A 16,653-nucleotide genomic window follows, 5' to 3' on the forward strand; every position below is an offset into this window, starting at 1 on the left:
TCGATGCTGTTCCCCCAAGTCTAGCCCGGCCCTGAATTCGTTGTCGAAAGCGCGCCTGCACCATGGCAAGGGGTTCGGCTGCGGATGAATCCCGTTGTGGTGACAGCCCGGTGTTGGCAGGCTGGTTCGGATACTCAACCGCAACAGGATGGACACCGCATGCCCGCTCAGGCCCTCCCTACCGCGTCAGCTCTGGACACCGCACGGTTGCTGCTGGGGGTCCTCCTTCCCACGGTCGCGGAGGGGCCGGTCATCAAGCGCCCTCGGGCCGTCGGGCTGGCCGCCCGCCTCGAACTGGACTCGAAGGCAGTCGCCATCGTGCGGAAGGTGCACGGCAAGTACCCTGACGGACCGCTGATGCTGAAGCTGCCGATCCGGAAGCAGGCCGTGGTGCTGGCGCCCGAGGACGTGGAGACCGTCCTTGCGCAATCGCCGGATCCCTTCTCCCCTGCCAGCAGCGAGAAAAAGGCCGCACTGTCGCACTTCCAGCCCTCCAACGTCCTGATCTCGCAGGGTCCGGTGCGGACGGTGCGCCGTGTCCTGCACGAACAGGTCCTGGACACCGATCACCCCGTGCACCGTCTCGCGGACGCATTCGTGCCCGTGGTGGAGGACGAGATCCAGGAGCTCCTCGTCGACGCCGTCCGCGCCGGCTCCCTGCCCTGGGACGACTTCGCGGACGCCTGGCACCGCGTGATGCGCCGCGTGGTCTTCGGGGACCACGCCGCAGACGATACCGGGCTCACCATGATGCTGGACAGGTTGCGGAAGGACGGGAACTGGGCGTTCCTCAAGCCGGTGAGAAAACGCACCCGCGCGCGCCTGAACGAACGCATCAGGGACGAACTCGCCCGCGCCGAACCGGGGAGCCTTGCCGCCGCCCTCGCGGCCGCTCCGAAGGGCGACGGCGCCGAACCCGCGGATCAGGTACCCCAGTGGCTCTTCGCCCTGGACAATACCGGCATGGCGGCCTTCCGTGCCCTGGCCGTTCTCGTGACTCATCCGGAGGCCATGGCGGCAGCGCGGCGCGAGATCGACGGCGATACGTCGGGCCGCCGGCACCTCCCGTACCTGCGCGCGTGTGTCCTCGAGGTGCTGCGGCTCTGGCCTACCACTCCGATGATCCTGCGGCAGACGACGCAGCCTGTGCAGTGGGCTCGGGGCCTGATGCCGGCGGGGTGCGGCGTGCTCATCTACACGCCCTACTTCCACCGGGACGACCGTCACCTCCGCAGTGCCCACAACTTCTCCCCGGAGCGGTGGCTCACCGACGAGGACGACGGCTGGCCGCTGGTGCCCTTCAGCGACGGCCCGGTGGTGTGTCCCGGGAAGCAGCTCGTCCTGCTCCTGACGAGCACAGCCCTCGCCTCGCTGGTCAGCGGGCATGACTTCGAGGTGCAGGAGGGCCCGAGGCTCGACCCGGCCCGCCCCCTGCCGGGCACGATGGACAACTATTCCGTGACACTTGGGGTGTCCCTCCGGGCCTGACCCCCGGGCCTGGCCCCGGTGCGAGCGCTCCTCCTTCACGGGCGCTGCCGGCTGCCCGGCTCCACCGCCGAAACAGTTCGGCGGCGGCACGCGTTCCCCGGGTCAGAGACCCGAGATCGGGTGCGGGTGGCCGAGGGACGGTGAGCCTGCCGGCATCAGCACCTTCAGCGCCCGGGGCATCACTGTCACGGCGGCCGGGAGCGAGCCTACGAGCTCACCGTCGGCGTAGACGTTGAGGGGCTTGTCCGCCGTGATCGTGACGCTCGTTCCGCGGGCGGTCGCGACACCCGGCGTGCCGATGTGCCGGCCCCGGTACGAACGGAGGAAGGTGGCAGCGACGGTCAGGATCGACGAGCGGCCCAGCGACACCACGTCGAGGAAGCCGTCGTCGACCGTCGCCCCAGGGCAGATCCGCAGTCCACCGCCGTACTGTCCGGTGTTCCCCACGGCGATGAACCAGCCGGGGAAGATCCGCTCCTGTCCGTCGACGGACAGGGTGAAGGTCACGCTCCGCCAGGCCCATAAAGCTCTCAGCCCGCCGTAGAGATAGACGAACGGACCGAGACGCAGACGCGCCGCATTGCCGTACTCGTTCGCGAGCGCATCGAACCCGACGTGCGCAACACCCAGAAAGGGGCGACCGTTGACGTGGCCGAGATCGATGTCGGCGCTGGCATAGCGCGCGAGGGCACGGACGGCCCGCACGGGGTCCAGCGGCAGTCCGAGGCGTCGCACGGTGTCGTTCCCGCGGCCGCCGGCCAGGGGCAGGAGGATGGCGCCTGACTCCTGGACACCGGCGGCGACGGCGCCGAGGAATCCATCACCGCCCAGGGCTGCGACGACGCTCCCCGGCGCAGCCGCTCGCGCCTGTTCCGTAGCCTCGCGCAGGCTCCCCGTGCGAACGACGGAGAGCTCGAAACCTTCGCGCCTCAGCGCTGCTGCGGTGCGCGGTCCGAGCCGCCGTGCCCGGCCCCGACCGGCGGTCGGACTGACGAGGAGGAGCGCCTCTCCCCTGCGACGCGGGTCTCCGCGCCGGTCTCGGTGTGGAGACCATCGGACGTCCGGACCACAGGCGATCGGGCGGCGAGCCCTGTGGTGTCGTCCCGGCAGGGGCACATCAGCCCCGGAGGACCTTGTGATTCGCAGCCTGCGCGAGGGGACGCAGGACGAGCTGATCGATATTCATGTGGTGCGGCGCGTTGAGCGTGAACGCCACCGCACCTGCGACGTCGTCCGCCGTCAACGGGTGGGCGACGCCCTCGTAGACCTTGTCCGCAGCGCCCTGGTCCCCACCCAGCCGGTTGAGGGAGAATTCCTCCGTGTGCACCATGCCCGGCGACACCTCGATGACCCGGATGTTGTTCTCGGCCTCCTCGAGGCGCAGCGCGCGAGCCATGGACTGCTGGGCCGCCTTCACCCCGCAGTACCCGGCGCCGCCCTCATAAGCCGCCATTGCCGCCGTCGAGGTCAGGAACAGCACACTCCCCTGGCCGGCCTCACGCAGAGCCGGCAGGAAAGCGCGCGTCATGCGCATCGAGCCGAGGACATTGACGTCGTACATCCATTCCCAGTCCTCGGTGACCGCCCCCGCCACCCGGTCCGCTCCGAAGGCGCCCCCCGCGTTGTTGACGAGGGCGTGGATCGGGCCGGACGCCGTGACCTCGGCCGTGAAGGCATCGACGGATGCCTGGTCGGTGACGTCGAGGGCCAGCGGGGTGGCTCCCGTCTCCTCGGCGAGCGCCATGAGGCGGTCGAGGCGACGGGCGGCTGCGATGACCTCCCACCCGCTCCGGCGGAGGGCACGTACGGTTGCCGCCCCGATACCGGAACTCGCCCCGGTGACGACGGCGCGCAGGGCAGAGGGGGCGGGGTCGGCAGGGGCGCCGAGGAGCGCGGAGGTGATGTGGGTCATGGGGCAACTGTAGCGATGCCCAGACCTGCCCTGTCGAGTGTTCCCGTCAGGGTTTGTGGGGTCCTGTGACCTCCCGACCGAGGGTTTCCGGCTCGACGGCGTCGGTCGTTAGGGTTGGTAGGCACGACCGCATCGACCGACCCTCGCCCCGCCCCTCGGCAGATCGCCACCCCGGCATCCCGTTCCCTCGCGCGCGCGTCCCCGCCCGATTCCACCGAAGGACCTCGCATGACGCCCACCCCGGCAAGCACCGACCAGCGCGTCCTGACACCGATGGAGCGTCAGTCGGTCCTTCATACCCTGAAGAGCCCCCGACTCCTGAAGACCGAGGTCCTTGCGGGGCTCGTCGTCGCCCTGGCCCTGATCCCGGAAGCCATCGCCTTCTCGATCATCGCAGGCGTAGACCCGCGCCTCGGCCTGTTCGCGTCCTTCACCATGGCGGTAACCATCGCCTTCCTCGGTGGCCGACCGGCGATGATCTCCGCCGCGACCGGGGCGGTAGCGCTGGTGATCGCTCCCCTGGTCGCGAGCCACGGCGTCGACTACTTCATCGCCGCCGTCATCCTCGGCGGGACCTTCCAGGTCATCCTCGGACTCGTCGGCGTCGCCCGGCTCATGCGCTTCATCCCCCGGTCCGTCATGGTCGGCTTCGTCAACGCCCTCGCCATCCTCATCTTCATGTCGCAGGTCCCCGAACTCATCGGCGTTCCGTTCCTCGTCTATCCCATGGTCGCCGTCGGACTCCTCATCGTCTTCGGGCTCCCCCGCCTCACACGCGTCGTGCCCGCGCCGCTGGTCGCCATCGTCGTCCTGACGGTCTTCGCCGTCCTCGCGAACGTGCTCGTACCCACGGTCGGGGACAAGGGCGACCTGCCCGAGAGCCTGCCCTCGCTCTTTTTCCCGAACGTGCCGCTGACCCTGGAGACACTGCAGATCATCGTGCCGTTCGCCCTGGCGCTGGCCGCCGTCGGACTCCTCGAATCCCTGATGACGGCGAAGCTCGTCGACGACATCACCGATACCCGCTCGGACAAGACGCGCGAGTCCTGGGGCCAGGGTGCCGCGAACATCATCACGGGCTTCTTCGGCGGCATGGGCGGCTGCGCGATGATCGGCCAGACCATGATCAACGTGAAAGCCTCCGGCGCCCGCACCCGCATCTCGACGTTCCTCGCCGGGATCTTCCTGCTCATCCTCGTCGTCGCGCTCGGGGACGTCGTCGCCCTGATCCCCATGGCGGCCCTCGTCGCGGTGATGATCTTCGTGTCGATCGCGACCTTCGACTGGCACAGCATCCAGCCGTCCACACTGAAGCGCATGCCCAAGAGCGAGACGACGGTCATGCTGGCCACCGTGATCGTCACGGTCTGGACGCACAACCTCGCGATCGGCGTCGGGGTGGGTGTCCTTGTCGCCATGGTCGCTTTCGCGCGCCGCGTCGCGCACTTCGTCACCGTGGAGCGCACCGAGGACACGCACGACGGCGCCCCTCATGTCACCTACGCGGTGAACGGCGAGCTGTTCTTCGCGTCCTCGAACGATCTCTACACCCAGTTCGAGTACGCGACGGACCCCCATCGGGTGACCATCGACCTGCACGGGTCGCACCTGTGGGACGCCTCCACCATCGCCGCCCTGGACGCCATCGAGGAGAAGTACCGGTCCTTCGGCACCCGCGTCGACGTCGTCGGCCTCAACGAGGCCTCCAGCTCGATGCGCGAGCGGCTCGGCGGCCACCTGGCGGCAGGTGGGTAGGACCGGATCCGTGGAATCGGGGCACTCGGCCGTAGGGAACAATGGGGGAATGGCCGATACGACCCAGGGCACAGACACGCCCTCACCCCAGTCCGTTTCCGTTCCCGACAAGCCCGCGCTCGAGGGCCTCGAAGAGAGGCTGTCCCGCCGATGGCGCGAGGACGGGACCTATGCCTTCGATCGGGACACCACCCGCGAGGCGGTCTACTCGATCGACACTCCCCCGCCGACGGCGTCGGGATCGCTGCACGTGGGGCACATGTTCTCGTACACGCAGACCGACGTCATGGCGCGCTTCAAGCGGATGAGCGGCGCGAACGTCTTCTACCCGATGGGCTGGGACGACAACGGCCTGCCCACCGAGCGCCGGGTGCAGAACTACTACGGTGTCCGCTGCGACCCGTCGGTGCCCTATGACGCTTCTTACCGTCCGCCCGCCGAGCCGGCGAAGAACCAGCGCGACTTCGACGCCGTCTCGCGCCGGAACTTCATCGAGCTGTGCGAGGAACTCGCGGTCGAGGACGAGAAGGTCTTCGAGGACCTCTTCAGCACGCTCGGGCTCTCGGTCGACTGGAACCTGACGTACCGGACCATCGACGACACCTCCCGCGCCGTGTCACAGCGTGCCTTCCTCGAGAACCTCACCGCAGGCGACGCCTATCTCGCCGAGGCGCCGACCCTGTGGGACGTCACGTTCCGCACCGCGGTCGCCCAGGCGGAAGTGGAGGACCGGGAGCAGCCCGGCGCCTACCACCGCATCGCGTTCCATGCGCCCGACGGGCGGCAGGTCCACATCGAGACCACACGCCCCGAGCTCCTGCCCGCCTGTGTCGCACTGGTGGCCCACCCCGACGACGAGCGCTACCAGCCGCTCTTCGGCACCACGGTCACCTCCCCCCTGTTCGACGTCGAGGTCGAGATCAAGGCACATCCCCTCGCCAAGCCCGACAAGGGCAGCGGTATCGCCATGATCTGTACCTTCGGCGACCCGACCGACGTCACCTGGTGGCGCGAGCTCCAGCTGCCCACGCGCGCCGTCGTCGGGCGTGACGGACGCATCCGTTCCGAGACGCCCGAGTGGATCGCCACCGAGCGCGCCCGCGACAACTACGCGCAGCTGGCCGGCAAGACGATCTTCAGCGCCAAGGAGGCAGTTGTCGCCCTGCTCCGCGACAGCGGGGACCTCGACGGTGAGCCGACGAAGATCACGCACCCGGTGAACTTCTACGAGAAGGGTGACAAGCCTCTCGAGGTCGTGACCAGCCGTCAGTGGTACATCCGCAACGGAGGGCGCGACGCCGGCAAGCGGGACGCCCTGATCGAGCGCGGACGGAACATCGAATTCCACCCGGCCTTCATGCGCTCGCGTTACGAGAACTGGATCGAAGGACTCAACGGTGACTGGCTCGTGTCACGCCAGCGCTTCTTCGGTGTCCCCGTGCCGGTCTGGTACCGGCTCGATGCCGACGGCGAGCCCGAGTACGACGAGCCCATCCTCCCAGCCTTCGCAGCGCTGCCCGTGGACCCCGCCGCGGAGGCCGCACCCGGCTTCGAGGAGTCCGCGCGCGACCAGCCCAACGGCTTCACCGGCGACAACGACGTCCTGGACACCTGGGCCACGTCGTCCCTGACACCGCAGATCGTCGGCGGCTGGACGCGGGACGAGGACCTGTTCGCCAAGGTGTTCCCGTTCGACCTGCGGCCACAGGGACACGACATCATCCGGACCTGGCTCTTCTCGACCGCGGTCCGCGCGGACGCCCTGCAGGACTCCGTACCGTGGAAGCACGCAGCTCTCTCGGGGTGGATCCTCGACCCGGACCGCAAGAAGATGTCGAAGTCCAAGGGCAACGTCGTGGTGCCCACCGACGTCCTCGAGCAGTTCGGCGCGGACGCCGTGCGCTACTGGGCGGCATCGGCGAAGCTGGGCGCGGACACGGCCTACGAGATCAACCAGATGAAGATCGGCCGTCGCCTCGCGATCAAGCTGCTCAACGCGTCCAAATTCGTCCTGAACCTGGGCGTGACGGAGGCGTCGATCGGTGCGGGCTCGCTCGATCGCATCTCCAACGCCCTGGACCTGTCCCTCCTGGCGCAACTGCGGACGGTCACGGAGCAGGCAACGGCTGCCTTCGAGAAATACGACTACGCGCGCGCACTGCAGCTCACCGAGTCCTTCTTCTGGACCTTCACGGACGACTACGTGGAACTGGTCAAGGACCGCGCCTACGGCGACTCGGACGACGCCGGGACACGGTCGGTGCAGACCGCCCTGGCGACGACCCTGGACGCGCTCCTGCGCCTCTTCGCGCCGTTCCTGCCCTTCGCGACCGAGGAGGTCTGGAGCTGGTGGCGCGAGGGTTCCGTCCACCAGGCGGCCTGGCCCTCGGCCGACGCACTCACCGCGCTCCCTACCTCGGCCGACGCCGGTGTCCTGACGTCGGTAGCGCTTGCCCTCGGAGGTATCCGCAAGGCCAAATCGGAGGCCAAGGTCAAGCAGCGCACCGAGGTCGAGACTGCCGTCGTGACTGCCCCGGCCGCACAGGTCGAGCGCATCCGGGCCGGTCTCGCCGACCTGCTCGCCGCCGGCAACGCGAAGGATCTCCGGCTCGCCGAGGGTGATGGCGCACTCGTGGTGTCCGACGTCGAGCTGGTGCCCCAGCCCGCGGAGTAGGTTCCATCGAACGCAGGACGGACCCGCCGATCGGCGGGTCCGTTCTGCGTCAGCTGTGACCTAGTCGAACGTAGGGCTCTCCGTGCGGGAGCGCTTTAGTTCGAAGAACTCCGGGAACTCCGCCATCAGGACGGCACCGTCGAAGATACGGCCGGCCGCCTCACCGCGCGGGATCTTTGTGAGGACCGGGCCGAAGAACGCGGTTCCGTTGAACGCCACTACCGGTGTGCCCACCTCGTCGCCCACGCGGTCGATCCCGTCCTGGTGGGATGCGCGCAGCTGCTCGTCGTACTCGTCCGTGTGGGCGTACTTCGCCAGGTCGGCGGGCAGGCCCACCTCGTCCAGCGACTCGCGGATGACGACGTCGAAGTCCTTGACCTGTCCGATGTGGATGCGGGTTCCCATCGCATCGTAGAGCTTCTTGACGAACTCGTCGCCGTGGAGCTCGCGGGCCGCGATGATGACACGAACCGGACCCCAGGCCTGGAGCATCATGGCCTTGTACTCCTCGGGCAGGTCACGGCCCTCGTTGAGGACGGACAGGCTCATGACATGCCAGTCGACCGAGATGTCCCGGACCTGCTCGACCTCGCCCATCCAGCGCGATGTGATCCAGGCGAACGGGCACAGGGGGTCGAACCAGAAATCGGCTTTCTCGACGGTGGTGGACTCGCTCATGCGGTACTCCTTCAGACGTTGGTGAGGCCGTGGCCTTTTCCGGTGCAACCTGCCCCGGCGGCTCCGTATTCCACGCCGATTGGTGCCACGCCGCCCGAGACGGTGTAATGAAGGGACACGACCAGCCGACGGTGACTGGCGCTATCCCTGCGTCGCAATCGGGCTGAATGAGTCCGCACCGGTATCGCCGGTGCTGAAAGGGACGCAGGCAATGCAGCACTGGACCGAGAACCGCGACACCTGGCTAGAGCGCGAGGCACTGGCCGAGGCCATGATCCCGCTCATCGGACGCCTGTACCGCAGGAACAATGTGGTGACGAGCATTCACGGGCGCAGCCTCATCAACAAGTCCACGATGAACATCCTCAAGGCTCACCGCTTCGCCCGCCGCATCACCACCGAAGAACTCCGCGTCGAGGACACCGCTCCCCTGCTCGAGATCCTCGCGAACCTCGACCTCGGGGCCGCGGCCATAGACCTCGGACGGCTCCGCCTCGCCTACGACCGGGCCCGCACGACAACCGACCACGGCCACGCCGATGACGGACCCTCGCTGGAAGACTTCGTCCGCGCCGAACTCGCCGACATCATCGGCCAGGGCGGACGCGACGAACGCACCACCACCGACGTCGTCCTCTACGGGTTCGGACGCATCGGCCGGCTCGTCGCCCGACTGCTCCTCGAAAAATCCGGCGGGGGCCACGGCCTGCGCCTGCGCGCCGTCGTCGTGCGCCGCGGCTCCGACAACGACCTCACCAAACGCGCCAGCCTCCTGCGCCGCGACTCCGTCCATGGCTCCTTCGAGGGCACCATCCAGGTCGACGAGGCAACGGACACCATCACCGCCAACGGCGTCCGCATCCAGGTCATCTACTCCGATGATCCCTCCTCGATCGACTACACCGCCTACGGCATCTCCGACGCCATCATCGTCGACAACACCGGCCGCTGGCGCGACGAAGAAGGCCTCTCCCAGCACCTGGCCAGCACCGGCGTCGCGAAAGTCCTCCTCACCGCCCCCGGCAAGGGAACGCTGAAGAACATCGTCCACGGCATCAACCACGCCACCATCGACGACGACGACCGGATCATCACCGCGGCCTCCTGCACCACCAACGCCATCACCCCGGTCCTCAAGGCCATCAACGACCGGTACGGCGTGATCCACGGCCACGTCGAGACCGTCCACTCCTTCACCAACGACCAGAACCTCATCGACAACTTCCACAAGGGTGACCGCCGGGGCCGCTCAGCTGCCCTGAACATGGTCCTCACCGAAACCGGTGCGGCCACCGCGGTCGCCAAGGCCCTCCCGGAGCTGGCCGGGAAGCTCACCGGCAGCTCCATCCGCGTCCCCACCCCCGATGTCTCCATCGCCATCCTCAACCTCACCCTGCAGAAGGAGACCACCAAGGACGAGGTCAACACCTACCTGCGCGAGATGTCTCTGCACTCCGGGATGCGCAAGCAGGTCGACTACATCGACAGCCCCGAAGTGGTCTCCACCGACTTCGTCGGCTCACGCCGCGCCGGCATCGTCGACGGCCTCGCAACCATCGCCGACGGCACCTACCTCGTCCTCTACGTCTGGTACGACAACGAATTCGGCTACAGCTGCCAGGTCGTCCGCGTCCTCGAAGAAATGGCAGGAGTCCACCCGCCCTCCTACCCGGCAGCCGACTTGAACGAGGCACTGGCAGCGACCGTGTGACCGCCTTGTGACAGGAAAAAGGCCCGGCCGTTCGGCCGGGCCTTTCTCCTGTCGAGCTGTCGAGCGGCCGTCAGGCGGACTTGTTGCGGCGCTTCGCGACGACCTCATGGGAGATGAGTGTCGGCTCGGCGCGCTTGGCGACGACGTCGTCCGTGATGACCACCGTGGCGATGTCCTCGCGGCTCGGAAGGTCGAACATGACAGGCAGCAGCACTTCCTCCATGATCGCGCGCAGGCCGCGCGCACCCGTCCCGCGGTCGAGGGCGAGCTCGGCGATCGCCTCGAGCGCCTTCGGTTCGAAAGCGAGTTCGACGCCGTCGAGCAGGAACATCTTCTGGTACTGCTTGATCAGGGCGTTCTTGGGCTCGGTCAGGATCTGCATGAGCGCCGGGCGGTCCAGGTGCGTGACAGTGGTGATGACCGGGAGTCGCCCGATGAACTCGGGGATGAGACCGAACTTCAGGAGGTCTTCCGGCATGACGTCGCCGTAGCTGACTTCCTCGTTCTTGAGGGAGCTGAGCGGGGCCCCGAAACCGATGCCCTTCCGACCGGCGCGCGAGCCGATGATCTCCTCGAGGCCGGCGAAGGCGCCCGCCACGATGAAGAGGACGTTCGTGGTGTCGATCTGGATGAATTCCTGGTGGGGGTGCTTACGGCCACCCTGCGGCGGGACCGATGCGACTGTTCCCTCCAGGATCTTGAGCAACGCCTGCTGCACTCCCTCGCCGGACACATCACGCGTGATCGACGGGTTCTCGCTCTTGCGCGAGATCTTGTCGATCTCGTCGATGTAGATGATGCCCTGCTCGGCCTTCTTGACGTCGTAGTCGGCGGCCTGGATGAGCTTGAGGAGGATGTTCTCGACGTCCTCGCCTACATAGCCGGCCTCGGTGAGTGCTGTGGCGTCCGCGACGGCGAAGGGTACGTTCAGCCGGCGAGCGAGCGTCTGGGCGAGATAGGTCTTGCCGCAACCCGTGGGGCCGATCAGCAGGATGTTCGACTTGGCGATCTCGACGTCTTCGGTCTCTGCCGCGTCGGCCAGGGTACCGGCAGCGCGGGGGCCGTTGCCCGACTGGATGCGCTTGTAGTGGTTGTAGACGGCGACCGCGAGTGACCGCTTCGCGGGCTCCTGTCCCACCACGTACTCCTGCAGGAAATCGAAGATCTCGCGGGGCTTGGGCAGCTCGAACGTCCCGAGATCCGCTACCTCGGAGAGCTCCTCCTCGATGATCTCGTTGCACAGGTCGATGCACTCGTCACAGATGTACACGCCGGGGCCGGCAATGAGCTTGCGTACCTGCTTCTGGCTCTTTCCGCAGAAAGAGCACTTGAGTAGATCGGTGCTCTCACCAATGCGAGCCATGGTTGAATCCCCTTAGGTATTGCGCGATTGCTATGACCACTCTAGGCCACCTGACTGCGGGAGCCGGTATCAAAATGCCCGTGGTGCCTTGCGGCGCCACGGGCTTCGATCGCTGTCCTTCAGTGCCGTCCCGTGTCCGTCCGATGGTCCTGCGCCGCCGGACGGACACGTGGACCTAGGGTGTGTTGATCTTCGGCGGGGTCATCTTGCGGGAGTTCAGGACCTCGTCCACCAGGCCGTACGCGACGGCGTCAGCGGCGGTGAGGATCTTGTCGCGCTCGATGTCCAGGCTCACCTGTTCGGAGGCGCGGCCGGAGTGGAGCGCCAGCGTGTCCTCCAGCCAGGTCCGCATGCGCATGACCTCGTTCGCCTGGATCTCCAGGTCGGACGCCTGGCCACCCTGACCGCCCGAGAGGGCCGGCTGGTGGATCAGGACGCGCGCGTTCGGCAGGGCCAGTCGCTTGCCGGGTGCACCGGCCGCGAGCAGGACGGCGGCGGCGCTTGCGGCCTGCCCGAGGCAGACGGTCTGCACCTCGGGACGGATGAACTGCATGGTGTCGTAGATCGCCGTCATCGCGGTGAAGGAACCACCCGGTGAGTTGATGTACAGCGTGATGTCGCGCTCGGGGTCCGTGGACTCGAGGACGAGCAACTGCGCCATGACGTCGTCGGCGGAAGCGTCGTCAACCTGCGTACCGAGGAAGATGATGCGATCCTCGAACAGCTTGGTGTACGGGTCCTGGCGCTTGAACCCGTAGGGCGTGCGCTCTTCGAACTGGGGAAGGATGTAGCGGCTGGTCGGAAGGTTTTGCGCCTTCGATCCCGCTGCTGCCTGGAAATCGTGGTTCATGGTGTCTCCTGTAGGACGACTGGTCGGAGTGGGCTGCTGCGGACTACGCGGTCTGCTCGGTGCCGCCGCCACCGGCGACGGAACCGGAGTGCGCGGAGATGTTGTCGAAGAAGCCGTAGTCGAGGGCTTCCTGGGCCGTGAACCACTTGTCGCGGTCGTTGTCCTTGAGGATCGTCTCGACGGTCTGACCCGTCTGCTCTGCCGTCAGTTCTGCCATGACGCGCTTCATGTGGAGGATCAGTTCCGCCTGGATGCGGATATCCGTCGCCGTTCCACCGATGCCCCCGGAGGGCTGGTGCATCAGGATGCGGGCGTGAGGGGTCGCGTAGCGCTTGCCCTTCGTACCCGAGGACAGGAGGAATTGACCCATCGACGCGGCAAGGCCGGTCGCAACCGTGACGACGTCGTTCGGGATGAACTGCATCGTGTCGTAGATGGCCATGCCGGCCGTCACCGAACCGCCCGGGGAGTTGATGTAGAGGTAGATGTCGCGCTCCGGGTCCTCGGCCGACAGCAGGAGCAGCTGCGAGCAGATGACGTTCGCGTTGTCGTCGCGGACCTCTGAACCGAGCCAAATGATGCGCTCCTTCAGGAGCCTGGTGTAGATGTACTCGTCACGACCGCCCATCTCGGGGGCGGCCATGCTCGGGGTACTTGGTTCGGTTGCCATGAACGTTAACCTCTCACTCTGGCGGGCCGCTGCCACATTCGGCCGACCCGTCCGTTTGTCTCTTCTTGGACACTAACCCGCTGGGATGCCGAATTGCTCCCGCTCGGGTAACTGTTCGCTGACGGCGCACGGTCGACGGCCGACCCCTCGACGGGTGCGTCCCGGGGAGCCTCGACCGGTCGCGCAGTGCTTAACGAGGCAGCGGTGCCGCCGCCCGGAGGCTGCGGCACCGCTGTCCGTGATGCAGGTGGAGACTAGTCCGTGACAGCCTTCTTCTTGGTCGACTTCTTCGGTGCCTTCACGGCCTCCGGCTCCTCAGCACCGGCAGGCTCTGCCGGCCCGGTGGCGTCGGCGATCTCCGGCTCGGTAGCGTCGGCTTCCGTAGCATCGGCTTCCGTGGCGTCGGTTCCGGACTCGTCGGCCTGGATGTCGTCGACGGCGTCCTGCTCGGTCTCGACGTCGTCGAACCCGATGGTCTCGGTCTCGTCACCCGCGGGGCGGACGAACTCGGTCAGATCGATGGTCGCACCATTGGTGTCCGTGACCGTGGCGTACTCGAGGACCTTGGCGAGGGCCTTCCGGCGCCGCACCTCGCCGACGATCATCGGCACCTGGCCGCTCGAGTCGAGCATCTGGGCGAACTGGTTCGGTTCCATGTTGTACTGACCGGCGGTCGAGACGATGTAGTCGATCAGCTCGCTCTGGCTGACTCCGACCTCTTCCTTCTCGGCCACGGCGTCGAGGATGACTTCGTTCTGGAAGGCTCGCTCGGTATTGGTGCGGACCTCCGCGCGATGCACCTCGTTGTCGTGGTCCTCACCGGCTGAATGCGCGTTCTCGCCGTTGAAGTGCTGCTCCAGCTGCTCCTCGATGACACTTGCCGGGACGGGTACGGCGACGAGCTCCACGAGCTTGTCCAACACCTTGTCCCGCGCCTCGACGCCCTGGTCCATGAGCTTCGACTCCGAAGCCTGCTTGGCGAGGTCTGCGCGCAGCTCCTCCGCCGTGTCGAACTCGGAGGCGAGCTGGGCGAATTCGTCGTCGACCTCGGGGAGCTCGCGCTCCTTCACGGCCTTGACGATGACCTTGACCTGGGCAGTGGCGCCGGCGTGCTCGCCGCCGGCCAGCGTCGTCTCGAACGTCGCGTCCTCATCCGTGGACAAGCCGGTGACAGCCTCGTCCATGCCTTCGAGCATCGTGCCGGAACCGATTTGGTAGGACAGGTCCTGGGCCGAGTCGACCTCGACGCCCTCGACCGATGCCGTCAGGTCGATGGTGAGGAAGTCGCCGTCCGCTGCGGGCCGGTCGACAGCGGTGAGGGTGCCGAAGCGCCCGCGCAACTCGTCCATGGCCTTCTGTACGTCCTCGTCGGAAGCCTCGACGGGTTCGACGGTGACGTCGAGGCCCTTGTAGTCGGGCAGTTCGACCTCGGGGCGGATGTCCAGCTCGACCGTGAAGGTGAGCTGGCCATCCTTCTTCGCAGGATCGGGGACCTCGGTGATCTCGACCTCGGGACGGCTGAGGGGGCGGATGCCCGTCTCCTGGACAGCGCTCTGGTAGAAGCCGTTGAGGCCGTCGTTGATGGCCGTCTCGATGACGTAGCCACGGCCGACTCGCTGGTCGATGAGCTGCTGCGGGACCTTGCCCTTGCGGAACCCCGGGACCTGGACCTGGGTGGCGATGGTCTTGTAGGCCTCGTTGATGCTGGGCTTCAGTTCCTCGAAGGGGACCTCGACGTTCAGCTTCACCCGGGTGGGGGAAAGGGTTTCAACAGCGCTCTTCACAGCGTAGGACTCCTGAGATGATTGGGATTGGTACTGCAGCGGAGGCACTTTCCTCATCACACGACAGAGTCGGGGTGACAGGAGTTGAACCTGCGACTTCCTGCTCCCAAAGCAGGCGCTCTACCAAGCTGAGCTACACCCCGTAAGTGCGAGTGTCAGTCTACGCACCTTTGCGCCTGCCGCGCACATTTGGCGATAGCGCGGCCGTTGTGGTGTAGTTATATGCGTTCCACGAGGCCCCGGAAGGGTCCGCTGCGGGGATGTAGCTTAATGGTAAAGCCTCAGTCTTCCAAACTGATTACGCGGGTTCGATTCCCGTCATCCCCTCTTGTACGGCCGTATACGGCCTCGATCACCCGGGCGTCCGCCCGGGTGATCGCTGTTTAAGCAGCCATCTTTCCGACCTTCAGTCGGCCTGGCACGAGGGGCACCAGTAGACCGTGCGAGCCGCCATGGCCGCACGCAGGATCGGTGTCCCGCAGCGGCGGCAGGGCTCGCCCGTCCGCTTGTAGACGTAGTTCGGGGCCGAACGCTTCGGACGGCCGTTGCGTGCCTCGACCGTCGTCGTGATGATGCGGCCTTCCCGGACGCCGTCCTTCATGAGCCGGACGGTATCGGTCCAGATTCCGAGCGCCTCGTCCTCCCTCAGCTGCCTGCCCGGGCGCCACGGATTGATGCCCTGGAGGAACAGCACCTCAGCCCGGTAGACGTTCCCGATCCCGGCGATCACCGACTGGTTCATGAGCTGGACGCCGACGGGCGTAATACTCGACATCACCCTGCTGACGAACTCCGTCCCGTCCGGTCGCGGCTGCAGGGGATCCGGCCCGAGCTTCGCCCGCGCTGCGTTCTCCTCGGCCCGGGTGATCACCTCGCAGGCGGTCGGGCCCCTGAGGTCCGCCCACCCGTGAGCCGACACGAGCCGCACCCGCACCGCTCCGACCGGCTCCGGCGGACCGCCGTAGGCAGCAGGGCCGGTGCCGTCGTCGGCGGACTGCTCCGACTCCCCTATCCTGCGCGGCGCGCCGATACTCGAGGCTCCACGGAACGTCGCATCGCCGCCGAAACTCCAGGCCCCGTAGAGGCCGAGGTGCACACGGAGCACGCGGTCGTTGTCGAACCGCAGGAACAACTGCTTGCCGTGGGCGAGGGCGCTCAGCAGGGTTGCGCCGTCCAGCTGGGCAGCACCCGCGGCAAAGCGCCCCTGCGGACTCGAGACAGCGAGCTGCTCACCCGTGAAGACGGACGTGAACTGCTTCGCCAGCCGGTGGACCGAGTGGCCCTCAGGCAACGCTTCCCGTTTCCTCGAAGCGCGCTACCTGCGCGATCCTGCGGCTGTGCCGCTCAGCACCGCTGAAGGGCTCGGCGAGGAACGCGTCGATAATCGCAGTGGCTTCCTCGACGCGGTGCTGGCGCCCTCCGACGGCGACGACGTTGGCGTCGTTGTGCTGGCGCGCCAGGCGGGCGGTGTCGAGGCTCCAGGCGAGGGCAGCACGCACGCCGCGTACCTTGTTCGCCGCGATCTGCTCCCCGTTGCCGGAGCCGCCGAGGACGATCCCGAGCGCATCGACGCCCGCCGCCTGATCGGCGATGACGGCCTGTGCTGCATCGATGCAGAAGGAGGGGTAGTCGTCCTCGGGATCGTAGGACGTGGGGCCGTGGTCGACGACGTCGTGCCCTGCCGCTGTGAGGTGCGAGAGCAGGTGGGCACTGAGCTCCATGCCGGCGTGGTCGGTGGCGAGGTGGACGCGCATGGCGATCGGTTCCT

At 67.2% G+C, this 16,653-nt stretch carries 13 protein-coding genes and 2 tRNA genes; 5 read left to right on the plus strand and 10 right to left on the minus strand.

Annotated features, from left to right (window positions below; translation table 11 throughout):
• Window positions 1–159 precede the first annotated feature (159 nt).
• Window positions 160–1,488 carry a cytochrome P450 gene (locus tag D6T63_RS04055; protein WP_120147752.1) on the plus strand — a complete coding sequence of 443 codons (1,329 nt, stop codon included), beginning with the start codon at window positions 160–162 and terminating at the stop codon, window positions 1,486–1,488.
• A gap of 102 nt (window positions 1,489–1,590) precedes the next feature.
• Here the strand turns inward: D6T63_RS04055 and D6T63_RS04060 are convergent, their stop codons facing one another.
• Window positions 1,591–2,604, minus strand: a complete 1,014-nt coding sequence (locus D6T63_RS04060) for a diacylglycerol/lipid kinase family protein (protein ID WP_182976866.1) — start codon at window positions 2,602–2,604, stop codon at window positions 1,591–1,593.
• Window position 2,605: 1 nt separating this feature from the next.
• Window positions 2,606–3,400, minus strand: coding sequence for an SDR family NAD(P)-dependent oxidoreductase (locus D6T63_RS04065; RefSeq protein ID WP_120147754.1), 795 nt, complete (start codon window positions 3,398–3,400; stop codon window positions 2,606–2,608).
• Window positions 3,401–3,628: 228 nt separating this feature from the next.
• On the opposite strand from D6T63_RS04065, the gene D6T63_RS04070 reads away from it, so the two are divergent.
• Both D6T63_RS04070 and valS read left to right on the plus strand, forming a co-directional pair.
• Window positions 3,629–5,155, plus strand: coding sequence for a SulP family inorganic anion transporter (locus tag D6T63_RS04070; protein ID WP_120147755.1), 1,527 nt, complete (start codon window positions 3,629–3,631; stop codon window positions 5,153–5,155).
• 49 nt (window positions 5,156–5,204) lie between these two features.
• On the plus strand, window positions 5,205–7,829 hold the full coding sequence (valS, locus tag D6T63_RS04075) for a valine--tRNA ligase (RefSeq protein ID WP_120147756.1): 2,625 nt from the start codon (window positions 5,205–5,207) through the stop codon (window positions 7,827–7,829).
• A gap of 60 nt (window positions 7,830–7,889) precedes the next feature.
• Here valS and D6T63_RS04080 read toward each other — a convergent pair whose 3' ends face one another.
• Window positions 7,890–8,507: a mycothiol-dependent nitroreductase Rv2466c family protein gene (locus D6T63_RS04080; protein WP_120147757.1), complete on the minus strand. Its 618-nt coding sequence runs from the start codon at window positions 8,505–8,507 to the stop codon at window positions 7,890–7,892.
• 211 nt (window positions 8,508–8,718) lie between these two features.
• Here D6T63_RS04080 and D6T63_RS04085 point away from each other — a divergent pair, with 211 nt between their 5' ends.
• The gene (locus tag D6T63_RS04085; protein WP_120147758.1) at window positions 8,719–10,218 is read left to right on the plus strand and encodes a glyceraldehyde-3-phosphate dehydrogenase; all 1,500 of its coding nucleotides are present in this window, start codon (window positions 8,719–8,721) and stop codon (window positions 10,216–10,218) included.
• A gap of 70 nt (window positions 10,219–10,288) precedes the next feature.
• Here D6T63_RS04085 and clpX read toward each other — a convergent pair whose 3' ends face one another.
• The 5 genes from clpX to D6T63_RS04110 form a co-directional block, all read right to left on the minus strand.
• Window positions 10,289–11,581 carry an ATP-dependent Clp protease ATP-binding subunit ClpX gene (gene clpX, locus D6T63_RS04090; protein ID WP_120147759.1) on the minus strand — a complete coding sequence of 431 codons (1,293 nt, stop codon included), beginning with the start codon at window positions 11,579–11,581 and terminating at the stop codon, window positions 10,289–10,291.
• A gap of 175 nt (window positions 11,582–11,756) precedes the next feature.
• On the minus strand, window positions 11,757–12,431 hold the full coding sequence (locus tag D6T63_RS04095; protein ID WP_120147760.1) for an ATP-dependent Clp protease proteolytic subunit: 675 nt from the start codon (window positions 12,429–12,431) through the stop codon (window positions 11,757–11,759).
• 43 nt (window positions 12,432–12,474) lie between these two features.
• Window positions 12,475–13,101: an ATP-dependent Clp protease proteolytic subunit gene (locus D6T63_RS04100; RefSeq protein WP_326963095.1), complete on the minus strand. Its 627-nt coding sequence runs from the start codon at window positions 13,099–13,101 to the stop codon at window positions 12,475–12,477.
• A gap of 254 nt (window positions 13,102–13,355) precedes the next feature.
• The gene (gene tig, locus D6T63_RS04105; protein ID WP_120147762.1) at window positions 13,356–14,885 is read right to left on the minus strand and encodes a trigger factor; all 1,530 of its coding nucleotides are present in this window, start codon (window positions 14,883–14,885) and stop codon (window positions 13,356–13,358) included.
• A 69-nt stretch (window positions 14,886–14,954) separates the two neighbouring features.
• Window positions 14,955–15,028 (minus strand) — tRNA-Pro (locus tag D6T63_RS04110).
• A gap of 113 nt (window positions 15,029–15,141) precedes the next feature.
• Between D6T63_RS04110 and D6T63_RS04115 the strand changes: the two genes are divergently transcribed.
• Window positions 15,142–15,212 (plus strand) — tRNA-Gly (locus D6T63_RS04115).
• A 79-nt stretch (window positions 15,213–15,291) separates the two neighbouring features.
• Here D6T63_RS04115 and D6T63_RS04120 read toward each other — a convergent pair.
• On the minus strand, window positions 15,292–16,176 hold the full coding sequence (locus D6T63_RS04120) for an Fpg/Nei family DNA glycosylase (RefSeq protein WP_120147763.1): 885 nt from the start codon (window positions 16,174–16,176) through the stop codon (window positions 15,292–15,294).
• Entirely contained in the window at window positions 16,169–16,639 is a 471-nt protein-coding gene (locus D6T63_RS04125; RefSeq protein WP_120147764.1) for a ribose-5-phosphate isomerase, read from the minus strand. Before D6T63_RS04125 ends, D6T63_RS04120 begins: the two co-directional genes overlap by 8 nt.
• Window positions 16,640–16,653 lie beyond the last annotated feature (14 nt).

Origin of the sequence: Arthrobacter cheniae, from assembly GCF_003602275.1 — a bacterium.
GTDB lineage: Bacteria > Actinomycetota > Actinomycetes > Actinomycetales > Micrococcaceae > Arthrobacter_D > Arthrobacter_D cheniae.